This is a genomic window from Kribbella sp. NPDC050820 (genome assembly GCF_040653975.1).
In the GTDB taxonomy this organism is placed as follows: domain Bacteria; phylum Actinomycetota; class Actinomycetes; order Propionibacteriales; family Kribbellaceae; genus Kribbella.
The window spans coordinates 155,620-172,186 of record NZ_JBFAHB010000007.1; the positions used below are offsets into that span (position 1 = coordinate 155,620).

A 16,567-nucleotide genomic window follows, 5' to 3' on the forward strand; every position below is an offset into this window, starting at 1 on the left:
CCGTCATCTCGAAGGAGTCTTTCGTGTCGTCAACCGTCACCCAGGAGCGGCTCACCGGCCGCGCCTGGGCCGTTCTCTTCGTGCTCTGCGGCGCGATCTTCCTGGAAGGCATCGACGTCTCGATGATGGGCGTCGCACTGCCGTCCATCCGGGCCGAGCTCGGCCTGGCCACCGGTGAGCTGCAGTGGATCGTCAGCGCCTACGCGCTCAGCTACGGCGGCTTCGTGCTGCTCGGCGGCCGGGCCGCGGACCTGCTCGGCCGGCGCCGGATGTTCGTCGGCTGGCTGGTCGTGTTCCTGCTGTTCAGCGGCCTCGGCGGGTTCGCCACCGAGGGCTGGGTGCTGATCCTGGCCCGCTTCGCCACCGGCGTCGCCGCCGCCTTCATGACCCCGGCCGGCCTGTCCATCATCACCACGACCTACCCCGAGGGACCGCAGCGCACCAAGGCCCTGCTCGTGTACGCCGGTACCGCTGCCGGCGGATTCTCGTTGGGCATGGTCACCGGCGGACTGCTCACCGCGATCGACTGGCGCTGGGTGTTCTTCGCGCCGGTGATCGTCTCGGCGGCGATCCTGGCCGGCGCGATCGCGCTGCTCCCGCGGGACGCCCCGAACACCCAGCCCCGCCAGAGCTTCGACATCCCGGGGGCCCTCACGCTGACCGGCGCCATGCTGCTGGTGGTGGCGACCGTCGTACGGGCGCCGGACGTGTCGTCGGCGCAGACCCTGGCGACCGGCATCAGCGGCGTGGCCGTGCTGGCCGCCTTCGTGGCGATCGAGAAGCGGTGCGCCTCACCGCTGATCCGGCTCGGGCTGCTGCGGAACACGTCGCTGATCCGGGCCAACCTCGGCGCGATCATGCTGGTCGGATCGTTCGTCGGGTTCCAGTTCGTGGCTGTGTTGTACCTGCAGGAGCTGCTGCACTGGTCCGAGCTGGAGACCGGGCTGGCGATGATGGTGATCGGCATCGACTCGGTGCTCGCGCCGACGCTGACGCCCTGGCTGGTGAATCGCTTCGGCAACGGGCGGGTGGTGTTCGGCGGGTTCATCCTCGCCGCGATCGCCTACACGGCGTTCCTGCCCATGGGGTCGAGCTTTGCGGCCATGCTGCCGGCGTTCCTGCTGCTCGGGCTCGCGTTCGCGCTCGCCTATGGCCCGTTGACGATCGCGGCGACCGAGCGGGTGTCGGAGGACGAGCAGGGGCTGGCGAGCGGCGTGCTGACGACGTCGTTCCAGTTCGGGTCGGCGCTCGGGCTGGCCGTCGTGGCCGCCGTACTGACCGCTGCGGACGAGCTCACGGTCGACGGCTTCCGCAACGGGCTGATCGTTCCACTGGCGGCCGCCGTGCTCGGAATCGCGATTTCGATACCGGCGCGTAAGCAGGTGAGCGCAAACAGTTAGCAGGACGTCATATACTTCGGTCCCGGTCGAAAAAGCAGCGCTGCCGAATCGTTATTGGCAAATTCCTGCAAACATTCTTGACAGGACATTTTCAGTGGTCCAGTCCAGTCCGCTGCACCCGCTCTGACCAGCAGGTTCGTAGGGTTTCCCTACTCTGCGTTAGGTGTCTGTAAAGGTCCCTTCGGAACTGTTCCGGAGGGACCTGCGGGTGTTGTGTTCTTTTCTCAGCGCCGGACAAAGCCGTCCGGGGCGCCGACCGAGACTGCCAAAGGGACCGCTGATGACCGAGACGCTCGAGACCCCCGCCTCGCACCGCCGCGTGCGGGTCTGGTTCGGCGCTCACCCGATCGCGGACCACACCGCCACAGCGGACCAGGCAGCGCAGTACGAGGAAGCCATGCGGCGGCGGTTCGCCTCCCTCCGGGTGACGAGCGAGCCCGTGCTGGTGGACAGCACCGCGGAGCCGGGACGATGACCACCCGGCCGACGGTGCTCGGGTACGTCAGGGCCGATGCGCTCAGTTGCGCGGAGGAGCTGGCCGCGGCGACGGACTCACTCGCCGCCTTCGCCAGCGCCGAGGGCTTCACCCTCGGCACCGTGTACACCGAGCGCGACGCGGCCGAGTCCGCAGCCTTCCACGCACTGCTCGAGGAGGTGAAGCGGACCGAGGTCCGCGCCGTCGTCGTACCGACGATGAACCACCTCGGCTCGGTCGGCACCCCGGCGGCGATGCGGCAGCACCTCGAGTTCCACCAGGCACATGTCTGGGCGGTCGACACGAGATAACTCCACACAGGCAAGCGGAGCTGACGTCTTGACCCCTGCATCGGCGTCGGTTCCGCTCTCCACCTCCACAGCTGCACCGGGGATGCCCGGGCGGTAGTGGACCAAACAAGGCCCCACCGGCTGCTACCGGTGGGGCCTTGCCGTTGGGTGCGGAGGTCAGGCGACGATCTTGTAGCCGTAGCGCGTCATCACCGCGGCGACGGCGGAGTTGAAGACCCCGGTGACCTCGAGCTCGAAGTGCAGCTGCACCTTGCGGATCACCCGCTGGAAGTGCAGGTGCCACGGCACGCCCTTCGGCGGCACCGTCTCCGCCTTCGTGATCGCGCCCACCTTCGGGTGCGCGGCCCAGGCGATCACCCGGGCCCGGTCCGCGCCCCACTCGCCGGTCATCACGTCGTGGGTCCGCGCATGCGCCATCGCGCCGAGCGAGATGGTCGAGTCGGGCATCGGCTGGGCCGGCGGGTGCGCCTTCAGGTACAGCTCCCAGGTCATCCCGTAGTACCCGGCCGGGCCGTCGTCCTTGCCCCGGTCGGCCAGCCCGTTGCGCTTGCGCCGGTACTCCGCGACCTGGTGCGCCGCGCCCCGGGACAGGTCCTTGTCGCCGACCGCGATCGCGTGCACGTGGTACGGCCAGTTGCCCTGCGCCGGCGTCCGCAGCCAGGCCGCGAACCCGACCTGCCGCAGCGCCTTCACGACCGCCTGCCGCTGCGCCGTGCTCTTCGAGGCGACGTCGATGTCGACCGCGCCGCCGCCGTCATGGGTGCCGGCCGACGCGGTCACGCCGCCGGCGTTGTACGACCCCTGCAGGATCGCGAACTTCGACCTGTACAGCTTCTCCGCGGCCTCGACCATCGCCGCGGTCCGCTTGTTCAGCTGCTTGCCACGCCAGACGATCCTTGCTTCAGGCATCCGCCGACTCCTCGGCCGGGAACGCTGCGAGAATCAGCTCCGCGTCCTCCGCGGCGCCGAGCGCCTCCAGCTCGTCCAGGTCGTCGTCGGTCAACTCGTCGTCGAACAGGTTCGACATGCCTCATCCTTCCCCCGGTCACGTCCCGTGGCCTCCCCCGGTCACGGAATCGCCGTACAGCGTAGGGCGGCACGGGGTCGGGGGAAACGTTCTGCCGGGCAGCGAAGGTTCGATGAATGTGAAGATCTCGGGCGGATCTGCGCGCCGGTATGTATGATTCGCCCCCATTGGGGTACCTGTAGGTGGTCCCGCGGTTCGGTCAGTGCCATTCGGGCATGGGTGGTGTTCACCGAGCCGCGAGTTCTCCCTCTGAGGGGCGGGAGAACGACCGGCCCCGGCGGGCGTATCCCCAGGGTGCGCCCGCCGAGTTCGGACCTCTTTCAGAGTGCGGACGCGACGAACAGGTAGCGGTTCAGGCTGAAGAAGTAGCCGGGGCCGAGCGTCCGGAGGTCATCGGCCCACGCGCGTGCCTCGTCCGCGCCGACCCCGGCCCGTCCGGACACGAACTCGGCGATGATGTCGATCAGGCCCGCGCTCAGCGAGTGCGCGTCGTACCCGACGTTCAGCATCGGCACCACCTGCAGGTGGGTGAGCGTGAAACCGCTCTTCTCGAGTACGTCGCCCAGCGTGCGGGGCAGATGTGGATCGACCAGGTGCTCCTCGAACGCGGTCAGCACGCGCTGCATCCGGGCGTCGTCACTCGACCGCCACACCACCGAGTCCCAGTCGGTGTCCAGCAGTACGACGCGACCGGCCGGCCGGAGCACCCGTCGCACCTCTTCCAGCGCGCCGGCGACGTCGTCGACGTACTCGAAGACCTGGGTGGAGACGACCACGTCGAAGCTCTCCGCCGGGTGCGGGATGCTCGTCGCCGACCCCGGTTCGAGCTCGATCCGCGGCCCACCCGGCACGTCGGCGCGCGTCTGCGCGATCGCCAGCATGCTGTCGCTGATATCGATCCCGCAGATCCGCCCTTCCGGCCCGACCTCCGGCGCCATCTCGGCCGCGAGCAACCCCGGCCCGACCCCCACGTCCAGCACCCGATCCCCCGGCCGCAACGCCAACGCCGCCCGCACCACCCGCCGCTGCTCCACCACGTCCGGCGCGGTGTACACCACCTCCATCTGCCGCGAAATCCCCGTGTCGAACTGCAACCCATCTCCGCCCATGCCCCACATCATCGTGCGCCGACCGTCGGGCGGACAGGGCTGATTGAGGGGCAGACCGATCTGCCCGGGCTAGCTTGGGGCAGATGATCGAGCTGCCTGAGGGTTTCTTGGGGATGCCGCGGTGGTGGCGGGAGGGGGCGGAGTGGCTGGGTGGGTTGCCGGGGGCGGTGGAGCGGCAGTGTGCGGCTTGGGGGGTGGCGGTGAGTGGGGAGGTTGCGTACGGGTCCAACGCGATCGTGGTGCCGGTCGGGGTGGATCGGGTACTGCGGATGTCGCCGCCGGGGCGTGAGGTCGAGGAGCTGGCGCAGGCGCTGGCCTGGTGGGACGGGCGGGGCATGGTCCTGCTGTACGACGTCGACGTCGAGGCCGGCGCGATGCTGCTGGAGCGGTTGTCGACGCCGTTGGCGACGAGGCCGGTGGACGAGGCGGTCGCCGTACTCGGGCAACTGATGCGACGGCTGGCGGTGCCGGCGCCCGAGCACGCGCTTCACACCACCGACGTGGTGACCAGGCGGGCGGCGGAGTTGGAGGCCGAGTGGGAACGGCACGACCGGCCGTTCGACGCCGGCATCCTGCGCGAGGCGCTCGCCGTTGCGCCGCAGCTCGCCGAGACCGCATCGGACCTCGCGGTCAACGGCGACCTGCACTCCGACCAGGTGCTCGCCGGGACGCGCGAGGACTGGCTGACGGTCGACCCGGTGCTGATGCGCGGCGACCTCGCGTACGACCTCGCGCGGGTGCTGTGGACCCGCCTCGACGAGATGACCGACATCGTCGCGCACTTCGACATCGCCGTACGCGAGGCCGCCCTGGACCGGGACCGCGCTCGCAACTGGGTCGTCTTCCGCGCCGTCGACTACTGGCTCTGGGGCCTCTCGAACGGCCTCACCGAGGACCCCGTCCGCTGCGCACGCCTGATCTCGGCGTTCTGACGTCAGTGCGCCGGGGCGAAGTCGTGGAACCCGATGACCTGCTGGATACGGCCGTCGGCGGTCAGCAGCACGATGTCGGTCCCGCCGGCGACCGGCTCCTGGCCTTCGGCCTTCAGGTGCCAGGTCCAGCGCAGGTAGCTGTGGTGCTCGTCGATCTCGCCGATGCGGACGAAGGCCAGGCCGGGGAACATCTGCTGGGCGCCGCCGACCAGCTTGTTCAGCTCGTCGTGGCCGGTGGCCTCGAAGCTCGGGTCGACGAACGTCCCGTCGGTGGCCCAGTTCGCCTCGATCAGCGCGGCCCGGCGGTCGGCGTCGGCCTCGTTCCACATCGCGAAGTACTGGTCGGCAAGGGTGCTCATGGTGTGTCCTCCTGAGTCGGAATCTCCTGATGACCAGAACCCTGCCGCCGGACGTCGTACCCGGTCGATGACGCCGGGGGTAATGGCGGCGACCACCCCACCGGCTACGGTCGGAGCATGGCAGTGACGATCGAGGAGACGTTCCAGCGCCCGGTGGGTGAGCTGCTGCGCGGCTGGCGGGAGCGCCGCCGGCTGAGCCAGCTCGAGCTCGCGAACCGGGTCGAGGTGTCCACCCGGCACGTGAGTTTCGTCGAGACCGGGCGGTCGAAGCCGAGCCGCGAGATGGTGCTCCGGCTGGCCGAGCACCTCGACGTACCGCTGCGGGACCGCAACCAGTTGCTGCTCGCCGGTGGCTTCGCGCCGATCTACAGCGAGGCGTCCCTGCACTCGCCGTCGATGCTGGCGATCCGTACGGCGCTTCGCCGCCTGCTGAAGGCACACGAGCCGTACCCGGCGCTCGTGGTCGACCGCTGGTGGAACATCGTCGAGCACAACGCCGGCATCCGGATCTTCACGGCCGACGTCGACGAACAGTTGCTCAGGGCCCCGATCAACGCACTCCGGCTCACCCTGCACCCGGACGGCCTGGCACGCCGGCTCACCAACCTGGCCGAGGTCCGCGCCGCGGCTCTCGCCAGCCTGCAACGCCAGGTCTCCAGTACGGCGGATCCCGAGCTCCAGGACCTGTACGACGAGTTGCGCGGGTACGCCGCCGCTGACAAGCCGGTGCAGCCCGGGCCGGCCGAGGTCGTCGTACCGATGAATGTCCGGCACGAGGGACACGAGTTGTCGCTGCTCACGACGATCGCGACCTTCGGCACGCCGCTCGACGTCACCGTGTCGGAGTTGATGATCGAGTCGTTCTATCCGGCCGACGAGCCGACCGCGGAGTTCCTGCGAGGGCTCTCGTGACGCAGCCACCGCCGCAGGACGTCGGCGACACGATCGAGCTGCACCTCGGGTTCCTGGACTTCTACCGCGGGGTGATCGAGGCCAAGCTGACCGGGATGAGCGACGCCGAGCTGACGTCCAGCCGGCTGCCGTCGGGCTGGTCGCCACTGGAGATGCTGAAACATCTGGTGTTCATGGAACGGCGCTGGCTGCGCTGGGGATTCGACGCCGAGCAGGTCGACGAGCCGTGGGGTGACTCCGGCGGCGATCCGGACGGCCGTTGGTCGGTCGGTCCCGACGAGACCTTCGCCGGGCTGATCGCCCGGCTGCACGAGGGTGGCGAGACCACCAGGCGCCTGGTGACCGGGGCGGATCCCGCCACCCGTGCTGCTACCGGCGGCCGATTCGGCGAGGAACGGCCGACGGTGAACTGGATCCTCTTCCACGTGCTCCAGGAGTACGCGCGGCACGCCGGCCACCTCGACGTGGTCCGCGAGCTCGCGGATGGGGTCACCGGCGAGTAGGGACTCGCATTCGCCTACCCGCCGGTGACCACCCGGGGTGCCCTACCGGTTTGAGGAGGGGAGACCGGTGGGGAAGCTCGGGGTTTCCGTGGGGATGCTGGGCTTCGTGGTGGGGAACGACGGCTTGGTCGTCGGGTACGACGGCTGCTTGCCCGGGTCGACGGTGATCTTCACACCGCCGGAGACCGTGACGGTCGGCACGGCCGGCTTCGGCGCGGACGGCTTGGCGCTCGGCGTCGGCAGCGACGGCTTGCCCGGCAGGGTCGGCTTCGGCGCCGGCGCGGACGGCTTGTCGGACGGCACGCCGTGCACGCAGTCCGGCACGGTCGGCGTCGCCACCGGCTCGCCCGGAACCGCGGGCTTGGCCGACGGAAGCTCACTCGGGACCGCCACCGACGGCAGCGACGGCTTGGCCGTCGGCACGGACGGAAGCGTCGGCTTGGCCGGCAGGCTCGGCTTCCCGGTCGGGACCGACGGCGTGCCCGGCAGTGTCGGCGTCTTGGCAGGGATGCTCGGCTGACCGGACGGGATCGACGGCTTGCCCGTCGGGAGGCTCGGCTTCGGCGGCACGGACGGCGTACCTTGCGGCAGCGTCGGCATCTTGGTCGGGATGCTCGGCGTCCCGGGCAGCGAAGGCTTCGTCCCCGGCAGCGAAGGCTTCACCGACGGCACGGTCGGCTTGGCCGGGACCGAGGGCTGCTGGTTCGGGTCGATCGTCTTGTGCACCGAGATGGTGGCCTTCGGCAACGCCGGCTTGCCCGGCAGGCAGGTCGGGTCGACCGACGGCGTCGGGGTCTCGGCCGGAACGACGGCCGGCACCGACGGCTTGCCGTCGCCGGCCAGCAGGTTCTTGGCGGCGGTGGGCCCGCCGACCGCGGCGGACACCGTCGCAACGGTTCCGGCCAGGGCGGTGACGCCCGCCGCGGCCAATCCACGGCGGAGCCAGGCCAGCCGCTTGCCGCGCCGCATCAGCTCGGACGCGTTCGGCTGCCAGGGCTCCAGGTCGTACTCGAGAGCGCTGCGTACCCGCTGCTCGTCACTCATCAGTGTCCTCCAACTCCTGTTTCGATCAGGTCGGGTGCCAGCCGCAACTTGGCCAGGGCGCGGGACGCCGTGCTCTTCACGGTCCCGGTCGCCAGGCCCAGCAGCTCGGCAGTCTCGGCCTCGGAGAGATCCTGCGAGTAGCGCAGCGCGACCACGGCTCTCTCCCGCACGGTCAGACCGGCGAGCGCCGAGAGCACGGCCTCCCTGGTCTGGACCTCGCCGGCGAAGTCCGCCACCGCTCGCCGGTCCCAGTCGTTGACCACCGGGTCGCTGGGAACCTCGTTGTTCCAGCGCCGGCGGGACTGGGAGAGGAACCGGTTGACCAGGACCCGGCGTACGTAGCGCAACGGGTCACCGTCCAGCCGGTGCCATTTCGGATAGGACCGCATCAACGCCTGCTGCACCAGGTCCTCGGCGGTGTGCCGATCGCCGCACAGCATCTCCGCGAAGCGGAGCAAGGGGGTCGACTGCGCCAACACGAAGCGCTCGAAGTCGGCGTCCGCGGTCCGGGTCATCGAATCTCCTCTGCCTTTGTCACACCGGTCCAAACCCGCTGGGTGATCGATCAGGTTCTGTCCGTACACCAACTCCTACGAAGAAATTTATTGACGGGCTGTGCAGAAGCCAGGTTGATTTGTCACATTGGGTCGAGAAGCGCAGCACACCTTCACCGCCCCGGAGGTAACCGCCCATGCGTATCACCCGATGTGCGCAGCTCACGGCCGGTCTGGCCGCGACGCTCGCGATCTTCACCGCCACCTTGCAAAGCACCGCTGCCCCGACCGATCCGGTCGCCGTCACGGCCCAGCCCGTGGCCGGATCCAGCAACGTGAAGGTCGAAGGCAGCCGGATCATCCTCGGCGACGCCCCGGCCGCCATCGGCTCCAGCGAGATCAAGCAACGCTCGGGTCTCGCCGAGCTCACGCCGGTCCGCTTCGACGCCGCCACCTCGGCCGTCGTCGTCGGCTACACGTCCGGTACGCCGGACGGTTCGTCGGCGGAGGTCGACGTACGGGCCTGGGTCAAGGACAAGTGGACCGAGTGGACCCCGGCAAAGTCCGGTACGCCGACCGCACTGCCCGGTGCCAGTGACCAGGTCCAACTGCGGATCGTCGTCAGCGCCCCACCGGCCGGCGGCAGCCCGTGGGTCGGCGACGTGACGGTTCAGCCGACCGACAAGGTCGACCCGAGCCGGATGAGCATCCAGGCCGCGCCGCTGAAGTCCCGCGTCTTCGCCACCCGCGAAGGCCTGGTCGGAGGTACGACGGCCAACGGCCACGTGATCGTGAACCGCGACCACTTCGTCGCACTGCCGTCCCGCCGCGGACTGTCCGCGAACGGCTCCGGCACCTACTCGGTCAAGGTCTGCACGGCGTCGCGGTGTGCCTTCGAGCCGGTGTGGGACGTCGGCCCGTGGAACACCAAGGACGACTACTGGAACCCGAGCGCCACCCGGGAGATGTGGAAGGACCTGCCGCAGGGCAAGCCCGAAGCGCAGGCGGCGTACCAGGACGGGTACAACGGCGGTAAGGACCAGTTCGGCCGGACCGTCGCGAACCCGGCCGGTATCGACCTCGCGGACGGGACGTTCTGGGACGGGCTCGCGCTGACGAACAACGCCTGGGTCGACGTGACCTACCTGTGGACCGGAGACGGCGGCCGCGGCACGGTGTCGATCTCGTCCGGCTACCTCAACGTGCGGAACGCGGCCAGCTCCTCCGGCGCGATCGTCGGGATGGCGGGCAAGTCCGCGCAGGTGACCGTCGAGTGCCAGACGACCGGTCAGAGCGTCACCGGCTCGCAGGGCACCAGCAACATCTGGCTCCGCGTGCACCCTGGGATGTACGTCGCGAAGGCGTGGGTCTCGGCCGGGACCTTCGGCGCCTGCTGAACGCCCAGGCCATCACAATCGCGCCTCCCGGCCTCGTCCGCCGCGTGCGGATCGCCCGAGGCGGCGATTGTGATGGCCTGGCGGTTCGCAACTCTCAGCAGCCGTGGCTGATCTGGGCGCAGGTGTCCTCGCCCCAGGTGAGGATGAAGTTCCGCAGCGGCTGGCCGTTCGGCGCCCACAGAATGACCTGGATCTGCGGTCCTTCGGCGGACCCTTCCTTCCAGGGCGTCGCGGTCTGGTGCTGCATCACCCAGTAGTTGCCTTTGACGACGGCCTGGGTGGTCTTGCCGTCGGGGAAGGTGTAGGAGATCTTCGCGACGTTCGACGGCAGCTGGCCGGCGGCCCAGTAGTACTCGTACTGCTTGCCCTTGATCGAGATCAGGTTGTTCGCGACCGCGAATGCCTCGGCGTCACCGGGCGCGGGCTTGGCGATCTTTGCGGGCTGCCGGATCGAGCCTTCGCCGCCGCCGTTGCGGGCGAAGGCGGTGTCGCAGCCGGCCCAGTACTTGCTGTCGGCAAGGATCAGCACGGTGCCGGGAGCGCCGTTGAGCTGGGCGACGACCTTGGCGTTGGAGCCAGGCACGGGTTCGCCTCGTTCCGCGGCGACCTGCTTCAGCCAGCTCTTGCAGGCGGCGACCGGGTCGGCCGGCGGCGCTTGCTCGGCCTGTTTTGTCGGCATCGGCTTGTGCACCCCGACGGAGCTCGGGATCTGGCTCGGCGTCGGCGCAGCACGAGTCGGTGTCGGCCTCGGCACCGGGGTTGCGAGGCTGCTCGGGGTCGGGGCCGGAGTCTCCAGTCCGGCCGGGCTCGGCGTGGCGACGGCCGGAGTGTCCGACCCGCCCGCGGCCGCGGTGTCGGCTGACGAGTCCCGGTTGCGAGCCACCGCCGTACCGGCGATTGCGACACCGGCCACCGCGGCGACGGCGAGTCCGCTCACCAGCACTCTGACCATCCGCCGCTTCCGGTCCTGTTCGATCATCATTGCCCTTTCGTCCGGTCGGTTCGGGCTGAAGGACGCCCGCGACGGCCGGAAAGGTTCTGTCTCAGCAGCCGTGCGTGATCTGGGCGCAGGTCTGCGTCCCCCAGTTCAACCGGACGTCGTTCAGTACGGCGCCGGTCGGCGAGAGCAACTGCACTCGGACGCGATCGCCCAGGTCGTGGGCGCCGGGCGGCCGGCTGGAGACGTGCCGCATCATCCAGAAACCGTTGCTGACCTTGGCATCCACGACCGCGCCGTCGACGAAGCTGTACCGCACGGTCGCGACCCCGGCGGGCAGCATCCCTGCTGCCCAGAAGTAGTCCCGGTGACCGGCTGCGGTCTCGATGACGTTGTTCGCGACCGCGAAAGCGTCGTTGTCCTGCACGGCCAGCCGTTGCAGCTCGGCCGGCCGTCGCGCCGACGGCGTCGTCCGGAAGGTGGTGTCGCAGGCCATCCAGTAGTTGCTGTCAGCAACGACGATGAGGCTGCCGTCCAGGATGCCGCGCTGCTTGGCGGCCGGCCCGGGGGCAGGCTCGCCGGCCGAGGCCAGCAGGCAACTCGTCACCGTCGGCGTACTGGCGCTTCCCTGGGTCGGCGGGTCGGACGCGGTGGGCCCGGGTGTGGTCACGCTTGATCCGGACGTGATGGTCGACCCGGGCGTCAGACTCGACGGCGTCGGCACCAAAGGTGTCGGAAGCGGTGTCGGCCGCACAGTCGGCGTCGGCGTCGGCTCGGTCGACACGACCAGGGGTGGGTCCGCGGGCTCGGGCGAGGTGCCGAGGGTCCAGTCGCTGGCCAGGAGTCCGCCGGCCGCAATCGCGAGCACCGCGGCCGACGCGACTCCCGCGGTGGCGAGGCCGCGGACCTTCCGGCGGCGGCGTGCGCCCGCGATCACCCGGGCCGGGTCGAGCGGCGTGATCGTGTCGTCCGGCGCGAGGGCGGCCCGCAGGTCGTCCTCGGGGGTGACTCTCCGCTCGTCGTTCATGCTCGTTCTCCTACGTACCGGCCGCTCAACTCCGGAGCCGTGCGCAACTTCTCCAGCGCGCGGGCGTTCGCACTCTTCACCGTGCCGACCGCGACCCCGAGGACGGCGGCGGTCTCCTTCTCCGTCAGATCCTCGACGTACCGCAGTACGACGACCGTCCGCTCGCGCCGGGTCAGGGTCGCCAGCGCGGCGCCGATCGCCACCCGGCGGGCCACCGCGCCGGCCGGGTCGGCCACCGACGCATCGAGGTACTGGTCGAGCTCCACCGCGTCGCCACTCGGCCGCTCGCGCCAGGGACGACGCCGTACCCAGGACAGGTGCTGGTTAACGACGGCCTGCCGGACGTAGCCGAACGGGTCGGCCATCTCGATCCGCTCCCAGCGCAGGTAGGCCTTCTCCAGCGCCGTCTGGACCAGATCCTCCGCGAGTTCGGCGTCGCCGCAGAGCATCCGCGCGAAGTGCACCAACCGCGCGGACCTGGCCAGCACAAAGGCGGTGAAGTCGTCGTCACGACTCCCCGGACTCGCCATGCCCTCTCCGTCCTGCAGCCCTCACACACAGGACGCCGTACCCGGCCGAAAGGTTCTGCCGGATCAGCTGCGATCGGTGGGAGCCGCGGCCCCGGTGGCCACCGCGTGGTCGGCCGGGGCGGCATCGCGGTCCGCCGGGCGGTCAATGGGAGCGGGCACCGGCGTCGGCAAGGGACGCGGCGGAGGTACGACGTCCGCGGCCAGGCGGACGCGGTTGCGACCGGCGGCCTTGGCGGCGTACATCGCGCGGTCGGCCCGCAGCAGCAGGTCGTCGACGGTGATGCCGTCGGCGGGGTAGACGGCGACGCCGATCGAGACGGTGAGCTGGAAGGTGTCCGGGTCGAGCTCCGGGTCGTCCAGGACGCCCGCGCACATCGCGGCCAGCGGGCTCGCGGCGACCGCGTTGCGGAGCCGGTCCGCGGTCACGGTCGCGTCGTCGAGGCCGGTCTCCGGCAGCGCGATCACGAACTCCTCGCCACCGAACCGGCCGATCACGTCCTTGGCCCGGATCGCGCTGCGCAGGATGGTCGCGACCGCGCGCAGCGCCTCGTCGCCGACCAGGTGCCCGTGCCGGTCGTTGACCTGCTTGAAGTGGTCGATGTCGATCAGCAGGACTGCCATCGGCTCGTTCTGGTTCCGCGCGGCGCGCAGCATCTCCTCGGTCCGCCGGCGCCACCAGTCGACCCGGGTCAGGCTCGTCTTCGGGTCGGTCTGCACCTCGGACTCGAGCTGCGTGAGCAGCAGCGCCCGCTGCGCGGTCAGCGTGATCGGGATCGCCACGAACGCGAACCAGGGGCTGACCAGGCAGGACGCCGCAAGCAGGCAGCCGAGCGTCGCGGCCGTCGCGTCGGTGCACAGGTCGTCCATGCCGCCGAACGCCTCCCGCCAACTGCTGCCCGGGAGGATCAGCGAGATCGCCAGACCACAGAGCACGGTGTCGGTGACGACGTACGCCATCCCGGCCGCGACCATCGACACGACCAGGCCCAGCCCGCCTCCTCCGGTCAGGCCGCCCACCGCGGTGCAGGCGGCGTGCGCGGAGCCGACCGCGAGCACGTGCACCGCAGTGGAGAAGGCCCAGCGGTACGGAATGCACTTGCCGGCCCGGATCCGCCACCAGATCCGGAGCAGTACGGCGACCAGGATCGCCAGCGCGGGGTGAAGCACGATGGCGGCCGCGATCATCCAGGCCGGGGCGAGGTCCTTGTGCAGCGCACCACCGCGCCGGCGCCGGTTCTCCACCCGGCGCGCGCCCTCGACCGCGATCAGCGCCGAGGCGATCAGCGCGAAGACCACGTCGAGGCCGTCCCAGCTCGGCAGGCCGGTGAAGGCCTGCACCGCGTACCCGACGGCGGCGAGGTCGACGAGCACGACAACAGCGAACGCCGGGACCGTCAGGGTCCACAGCGCCCATTGCCGCATCGCTCGCCTACTCTGCGCAACCATCGCGTAACACCGTACGACGAGTCGGCGTCTCGTCCCAATCGGCGGCGGCGCGCTGTGGATGACGATGTGGAAACGATGGACACTGGTTGATGATTCAGTCGTTTGGATCAAGGATCAAACGTCGGAATCCCTTGCAGGACAGGTAAATCCCGAGCACTGAATCCCTAGCGCCGCCGCCGCGCCGCCCCGAACAGGCCGCGGACGATCTCCCGCCCGGCCGAGCGCGCGAACTGCTTGAAGGCGGACGAGCCGATCACCTGCTCGACCATCGACTTCTCCTGCTTCTGCGCCCGCTGCCGAGGCTCCGGCGCCGGCTTCGCCTGCTCCTGCGCCCGCTTCTCGGCCTCGGCCGCCTCCGCCCCGGCCTGCACCTTGGCGGCGAGCTTCTCGTACGCCGACTCCCGGTCGATCACCTCGGTGTACTTGGCGTTGTTCGGCGACGCCTGCACCGCGGCGGTCAGCTGCTCGGCGGTGGCCGGCGCCATCAGCGACAGCGGTGCCCGCAACCGGGTCCAGGCGACCGGCGTCGGCGCGCCCTTCTCGTTCATCACCGTGACGACCGCCTCGCCGATGCCGAGCTGGGTGAGCACCTCCTCCAGGTCGTACGACGAGCTCGGGAACGTCGACACCGTCGCCTTCAGCGCCTTGGCGTCGTTCGGCGTGTGCGCCCGGAGCTGGTGCTGCACCCGGGAGCCGAGCTGCGCGAGCACCTCGTCCGGCACGTCCTTCGGCGTCTGGGTGACGAAGAAGACGCCGACCCCCTTCGACCGGATCAGCCGGACGGTCTGCGCGATCGACTCCAGGAACGCCTTCGACGCGTCGTTGAACAGCAGGTGCGCCTCGTCGAAGAAGAACACCAGCTTCGGCTTGTCCACGTCGCCGACCTCGGGCAGGTCGTCGAACAGGTCGGCCAGCAGCCACATCAGGAAGGTGGAGAACAGCGCCGGCCGGTCCTGCAGGTTCGGCAGCTCGAGCAGCGAGATGACGCCCTTGCCGTCGCGCTCCTGCATCAGGTCCGCGGTGTCGAACTCGGGCTCGCCGAAGAACGCCTCGGCACCCTGGTCGGCGAACCCGATCAGCGCCCGCAGGATCACGCCGGCCGTCGCGGCGGACAGCCCGCCGAGCTCCTTCAGGTCCGCCTTGCCCTCGTCGCTGGTCAGGTGCGTGATGACCGAGCGCAGGTCCTTCAGGTCGAGCAGCGTCAGGCCCTGCTTGTCGGCGTAGTGGAAGATCAGGCCGAGCGAGGACTCCTGGACGTCGTTGAGCCCGAGCACCTTGGACAGCAGCACCGGCCCGAACGACGTGATGGTGGCCCGGATCGGGACACCGGTGCCCTGGCCGCCGAGCGCGTAGAACTCGGTCGGGAACCCGGTCGCGGTCCACTCCTGGCCGATCGTCTTGGTCCGGGCCAGCAGCTTCTCGCTCTCCTGCCCCGGCTGCGAGATGCCGGACAGGTCACCCTTGATGTCGGCGGCGAACACCGAGACCCCGGCGGCGGACAACTGCTCGGCCATCAGCTGCAGCGTCTTGGTCTTGCCGGTGCCGGTAGCGCCTGCGACCAGGCCGTGCCGGTTCACCATCGCCAGCGGGATCCGGACCGCCGCCTCGGGTTTGGGCTCGTCTCCGGCCAGCAGCGCGCCGAGCTCGATCGCGGCCCCCTCGAACGCGTACCCCTGCTTGACGGTCTCCACGACGTCGGCATTCTCGGCCATGTCAGCGTGCCTTTCCCCGATTGACGGAACTACCCGCTGCGCATGCTAGTGCTTCTTCGAGGGCCGTTGGTGCGGCTCGACAGGAGGTGTCCGCCGGTCACGCGCGGTTCCCCGCTCGGCTCAGACCGGCAGTGGCCGGCCATGGACGTACACGTCCTGTCGGCCTGCACCCCGATCAGCGCATCACGACGACGCGGACCGACTTGGCCGTGAACGACCAGATCGTCGCCGACATCGAGGCCGACACCCGGATGCAGCCGTGCGAGGCCTTGTAGTTCGTCCCGAGCAGCCAGTCGGCGTGGATCTGCCGGCCGTTCGACTTGTAGGTCGGGATCTGGTGGAAACCGATCCCGCACGGGGCGAATCGGACGAAGTTGTTCAGGTACAGCGATCCGCCGTCGGTGTTCCTCCGGATCCGGGCCGCCCGGCCGCACTTCGAGCCGCTGGTGTACGTCCCGGCCCGCAGGTACCGCGGGTTGTCGATGATCCCGCCCTGCCGGACGACCTTGCCGCGGGCATCGATCAGCCAGACCCAGTTCTGCGACTGGCTGATGACGATCCGGCGGCCGCTGCCGGACCGGGCCGGGACCGGGCGGACGTCACAGCGCTTCGCCGTACTCGCCATCAAACGGGTGTACGTCGTCCCGGTCGGCGAACCGTTCTGGCTGAGCCGGTTGGCGGACTGGAACCGGACCGTGGCGGCCTTGGTCATCGAGCCGATCCGGCCGTCCACCGGGCCGGCGGCGCAGCCGAGCTTGTTCAGCCGGGTCTGGGCGGCCTTGGCCTGGGTCACGGTGATCGCGTCGGCCGGCAGCGCCGTACCGGCCGCGACCAGCGTGACGGTGGCGGCGGCGACGCCGAGTTTGGAAAGAATTCGCATGCGGTTTACCCCCCAATCCGTGGGCCGCGCGGAGACGCCCCACCTCTCCCTGCCCCTAGTGACGCTGATCGT

General features: G+C 70.1%; 19 protein-coding genes. 7 read left to right on the forward strand and 12 right to left on the reverse strand.

Annotation, left to right across the window (positions count from 1 at the left end; genetic code table 11):
- The first annotated feature begins 23 nt into the window (after window positions 1–23).
- The 3 genes from AB0H36_RS09475 to AB0H36_RS09485 all read left to right on the forward strand — a co-directional run bounded on the left by AB0H36_RS09475 (window position 24) and on the right by AB0H36_RS09485 (window position 2,186).
- Complete coding sequence (locus AB0H36_RS09475) at window positions 24–1,400, forward strand: MFS transporter (RefSeq protein WP_360519267.1); 1,377 nt, start codon at window positions 24–26, stop codon at window positions 1,398–1,400.
- Between the two features lie 280 nt (window positions 1,401–1,680).
- Entirely contained in the window at window positions 1,681–1,875 is a 195-nt protein-coding gene (locus AB0H36_RS09480) for a hypothetical protein (RefSeq protein ID WP_360519270.1), read from the forward strand.
- Complete coding sequence (locus AB0H36_RS09485) at window positions 1,872–2,186, forward strand: hypothetical protein (RefSeq protein ID WP_360519273.1); 315 nt, start codon at window positions 1,872–1,874, stop codon at window positions 2,184–2,186. Before AB0H36_RS09480 ends, AB0H36_RS09485 begins: the two co-directional genes overlap by 4 nt.
- 156 nt (window positions 2,187–2,342) lie before the next feature.
- Here the strand turns inward: AB0H36_RS09485 and AB0H36_RS09490 are convergent, their stop codons facing one another.
- From AB0H36_RS09490 to AB0H36_RS09500, 3 genes are all read right to left on the reverse strand, one after another.
- Window positions 2,343–3,095: a hypothetical protein gene (locus tag AB0H36_RS09490; protein ID WP_360519276.1), complete on the reverse strand. Its 753-nt coding sequence runs from the start codon at window positions 3,093–3,095 to the stop codon at window positions 2,343–2,345.
- The gene (locus tag AB0H36_RS09495) at window positions 3,088–3,213 is read right to left on the reverse strand and encodes a hypothetical protein (protein ID WP_360519278.1); all 126 of its coding nucleotides are present in this window, start codon (window positions 3,211–3,213) and stop codon (window positions 3,088–3,090) included. The genes AB0H36_RS09490 and AB0H36_RS09495 overlap by 8 nt, the downstream gene beginning before the upstream one ends.
- A gap of 320 nt (window positions 3,214–3,533) precedes the next feature.
- Window positions 3,534–4,322 (reverse strand): methyltransferase domain-containing protein, encoded by a 789-nt coding sequence (locus AB0H36_RS09500; RefSeq protein WP_360519281.1) that lies wholly within the window; start codon window positions 4,320–4,322, stop codon window positions 3,534–3,536.
- 83 nt (window positions 4,323–4,405) lie between these two features.
- On the opposite strand from AB0H36_RS09500, the gene AB0H36_RS09505 reads away from it, so the two are divergent.
- The gene (locus AB0H36_RS09505) at window positions 4,406–5,254 is read left to right on the forward strand and encodes an aminoglycoside phosphotransferase family protein (RefSeq protein ID WP_360519284.1); all 849 of its coding nucleotides are present in this window, start codon (window positions 4,406–4,408) and stop codon (window positions 5,252–5,254) included.
- A 2-nt stretch (window positions 5,255–5,256) separates the two neighbouring features.
- Here AB0H36_RS09505 and AB0H36_RS09510 read toward each other — a convergent pair whose 3' ends face one another.
- The gene (locus tag AB0H36_RS09510) at window positions 5,257–5,613 is read right to left on the reverse strand and encodes a nuclear transport factor 2 family protein (RefSeq protein ID WP_360519287.1); all 357 of its coding nucleotides are present in this window, start codon (window positions 5,611–5,613) and stop codon (window positions 5,257–5,259) included.
- A 117-nt stretch (window positions 5,614–5,730) separates the two neighbouring features.
- On the opposite strand from AB0H36_RS09510, the gene AB0H36_RS09515 reads away from it, so the two are divergent.
- Both AB0H36_RS09515 and AB0H36_RS09520 read left to right on the forward strand, forming a co-directional pair.
- The gene (locus AB0H36_RS09515; RefSeq protein ID WP_360519290.1) at window positions 5,731–6,525 is read left to right on the forward strand and encodes a helix-turn-helix transcriptional regulator; all 795 of its coding nucleotides are present in this window, start codon (window positions 5,731–5,733) and stop codon (window positions 6,523–6,525) included.
- Window positions 6,522–7,028 (forward strand): DinB family protein, encoded by a 507-nt coding sequence (locus tag AB0H36_RS09520; RefSeq protein WP_360519293.1) that lies wholly within the window; start codon window positions 6,522–6,524, stop codon window positions 7,026–7,028. The genes AB0H36_RS09515 and AB0H36_RS09520 overlap by 4 nt, the downstream gene beginning before the upstream one ends.
- A gap of 42 nt (window positions 7,029–7,070) precedes the next feature.
- Here the strand turns inward: AB0H36_RS09520 and AB0H36_RS09525 are convergent, their stop codons facing one another.
- Entirely contained in the window at window positions 7,071–8,072 is a 1,002-nt protein-coding gene (locus AB0H36_RS09525) for a hypothetical protein (protein ID WP_360519296.1), read from the reverse strand.
- Window positions 8,072–8,587: a SigE family RNA polymerase sigma factor gene (locus tag AB0H36_RS09530; protein ID WP_360519299.1), complete on the reverse strand. Its 516-nt coding sequence runs from the start codon at window positions 8,585–8,587 to the stop codon at window positions 8,072–8,074. Before AB0H36_RS09530 ends, AB0H36_RS09525 begins: the two co-directional genes overlap by 1 nt.
- 176 nt (window positions 8,588–8,763) lie before the next feature.
- On the opposite strand from AB0H36_RS09530, the gene AB0H36_RS09535 reads away from it, so the two are divergent.
- Window positions 8,764–9,963: a hypothetical protein gene (locus AB0H36_RS09535; protein ID WP_360519302.1), complete on the forward strand. Its 1,200-nt coding sequence runs from the start codon at window positions 8,764–8,766 to the stop codon at window positions 9,961–9,963.
- Between the two features lie 94 nt (window positions 9,964–10,057).
- Here AB0H36_RS09535 and AB0H36_RS09540 read toward each other — a convergent pair whose 3' ends face one another.
- From AB0H36_RS09540 to AB0H36_RS09565, 6 genes are all read right to left on the reverse strand, one after another.
- Entirely contained in the window at window positions 10,058–10,945 is an 888-nt protein-coding gene (locus AB0H36_RS09540; protein ID WP_360519305.1) for a hypothetical protein, read from the reverse strand.
- 61 nt (window positions 10,946–11,006) lie between these two features.
- Window positions 11,007–11,927 carry a hypothetical protein gene (locus tag AB0H36_RS09545; RefSeq protein WP_360519308.1) on the reverse strand — a complete coding sequence of 307 codons (921 nt, stop codon included), beginning with the start codon at window positions 11,925–11,927 and terminating at the stop codon, window positions 11,007–11,009.
- Window positions 11,924–12,457, reverse strand: a complete 534-nt coding sequence (locus tag AB0H36_RS09550) for a SigE family RNA polymerase sigma factor (protein ID WP_360519311.1) — start codon at window positions 12,455–12,457, stop codon at window positions 11,924–11,926. The genes AB0H36_RS09545 and AB0H36_RS09550 overlap by 4 nt, the downstream gene beginning before the upstream one ends.
- Window positions 12,458–12,520: 63 nt before the next feature.
- The gene (locus AB0H36_RS09555) at window positions 12,521–13,903 is read right to left on the reverse strand and encodes a GGDEF domain-containing protein (RefSeq protein WP_360519314.1); all 1,383 of its coding nucleotides are present in this window, start codon (window positions 13,901–13,903) and stop codon (window positions 12,521–12,523) included.
- Between the two features lie 164 nt (window positions 13,904–14,067).
- Window positions 14,068–15,615, reverse strand: coding sequence for a helicase HerA-like domain-containing protein (locus AB0H36_RS09560; RefSeq protein WP_360519317.1), 1,548 nt, complete (start codon window positions 15,613–15,615; stop codon window positions 14,068–14,070).
- Window positions 15,616–15,790: 175 nt separating this feature from the next.
- Window positions 15,791–16,495, reverse strand: coding sequence for a L,D-transpeptidase family protein (locus AB0H36_RS09565; RefSeq protein ID WP_360519320.1), 705 nt, complete (start codon window positions 16,493–16,495; stop codon window positions 15,791–15,793).
- Window positions 16,496–16,567: the final 72 nt, after the last annotated feature.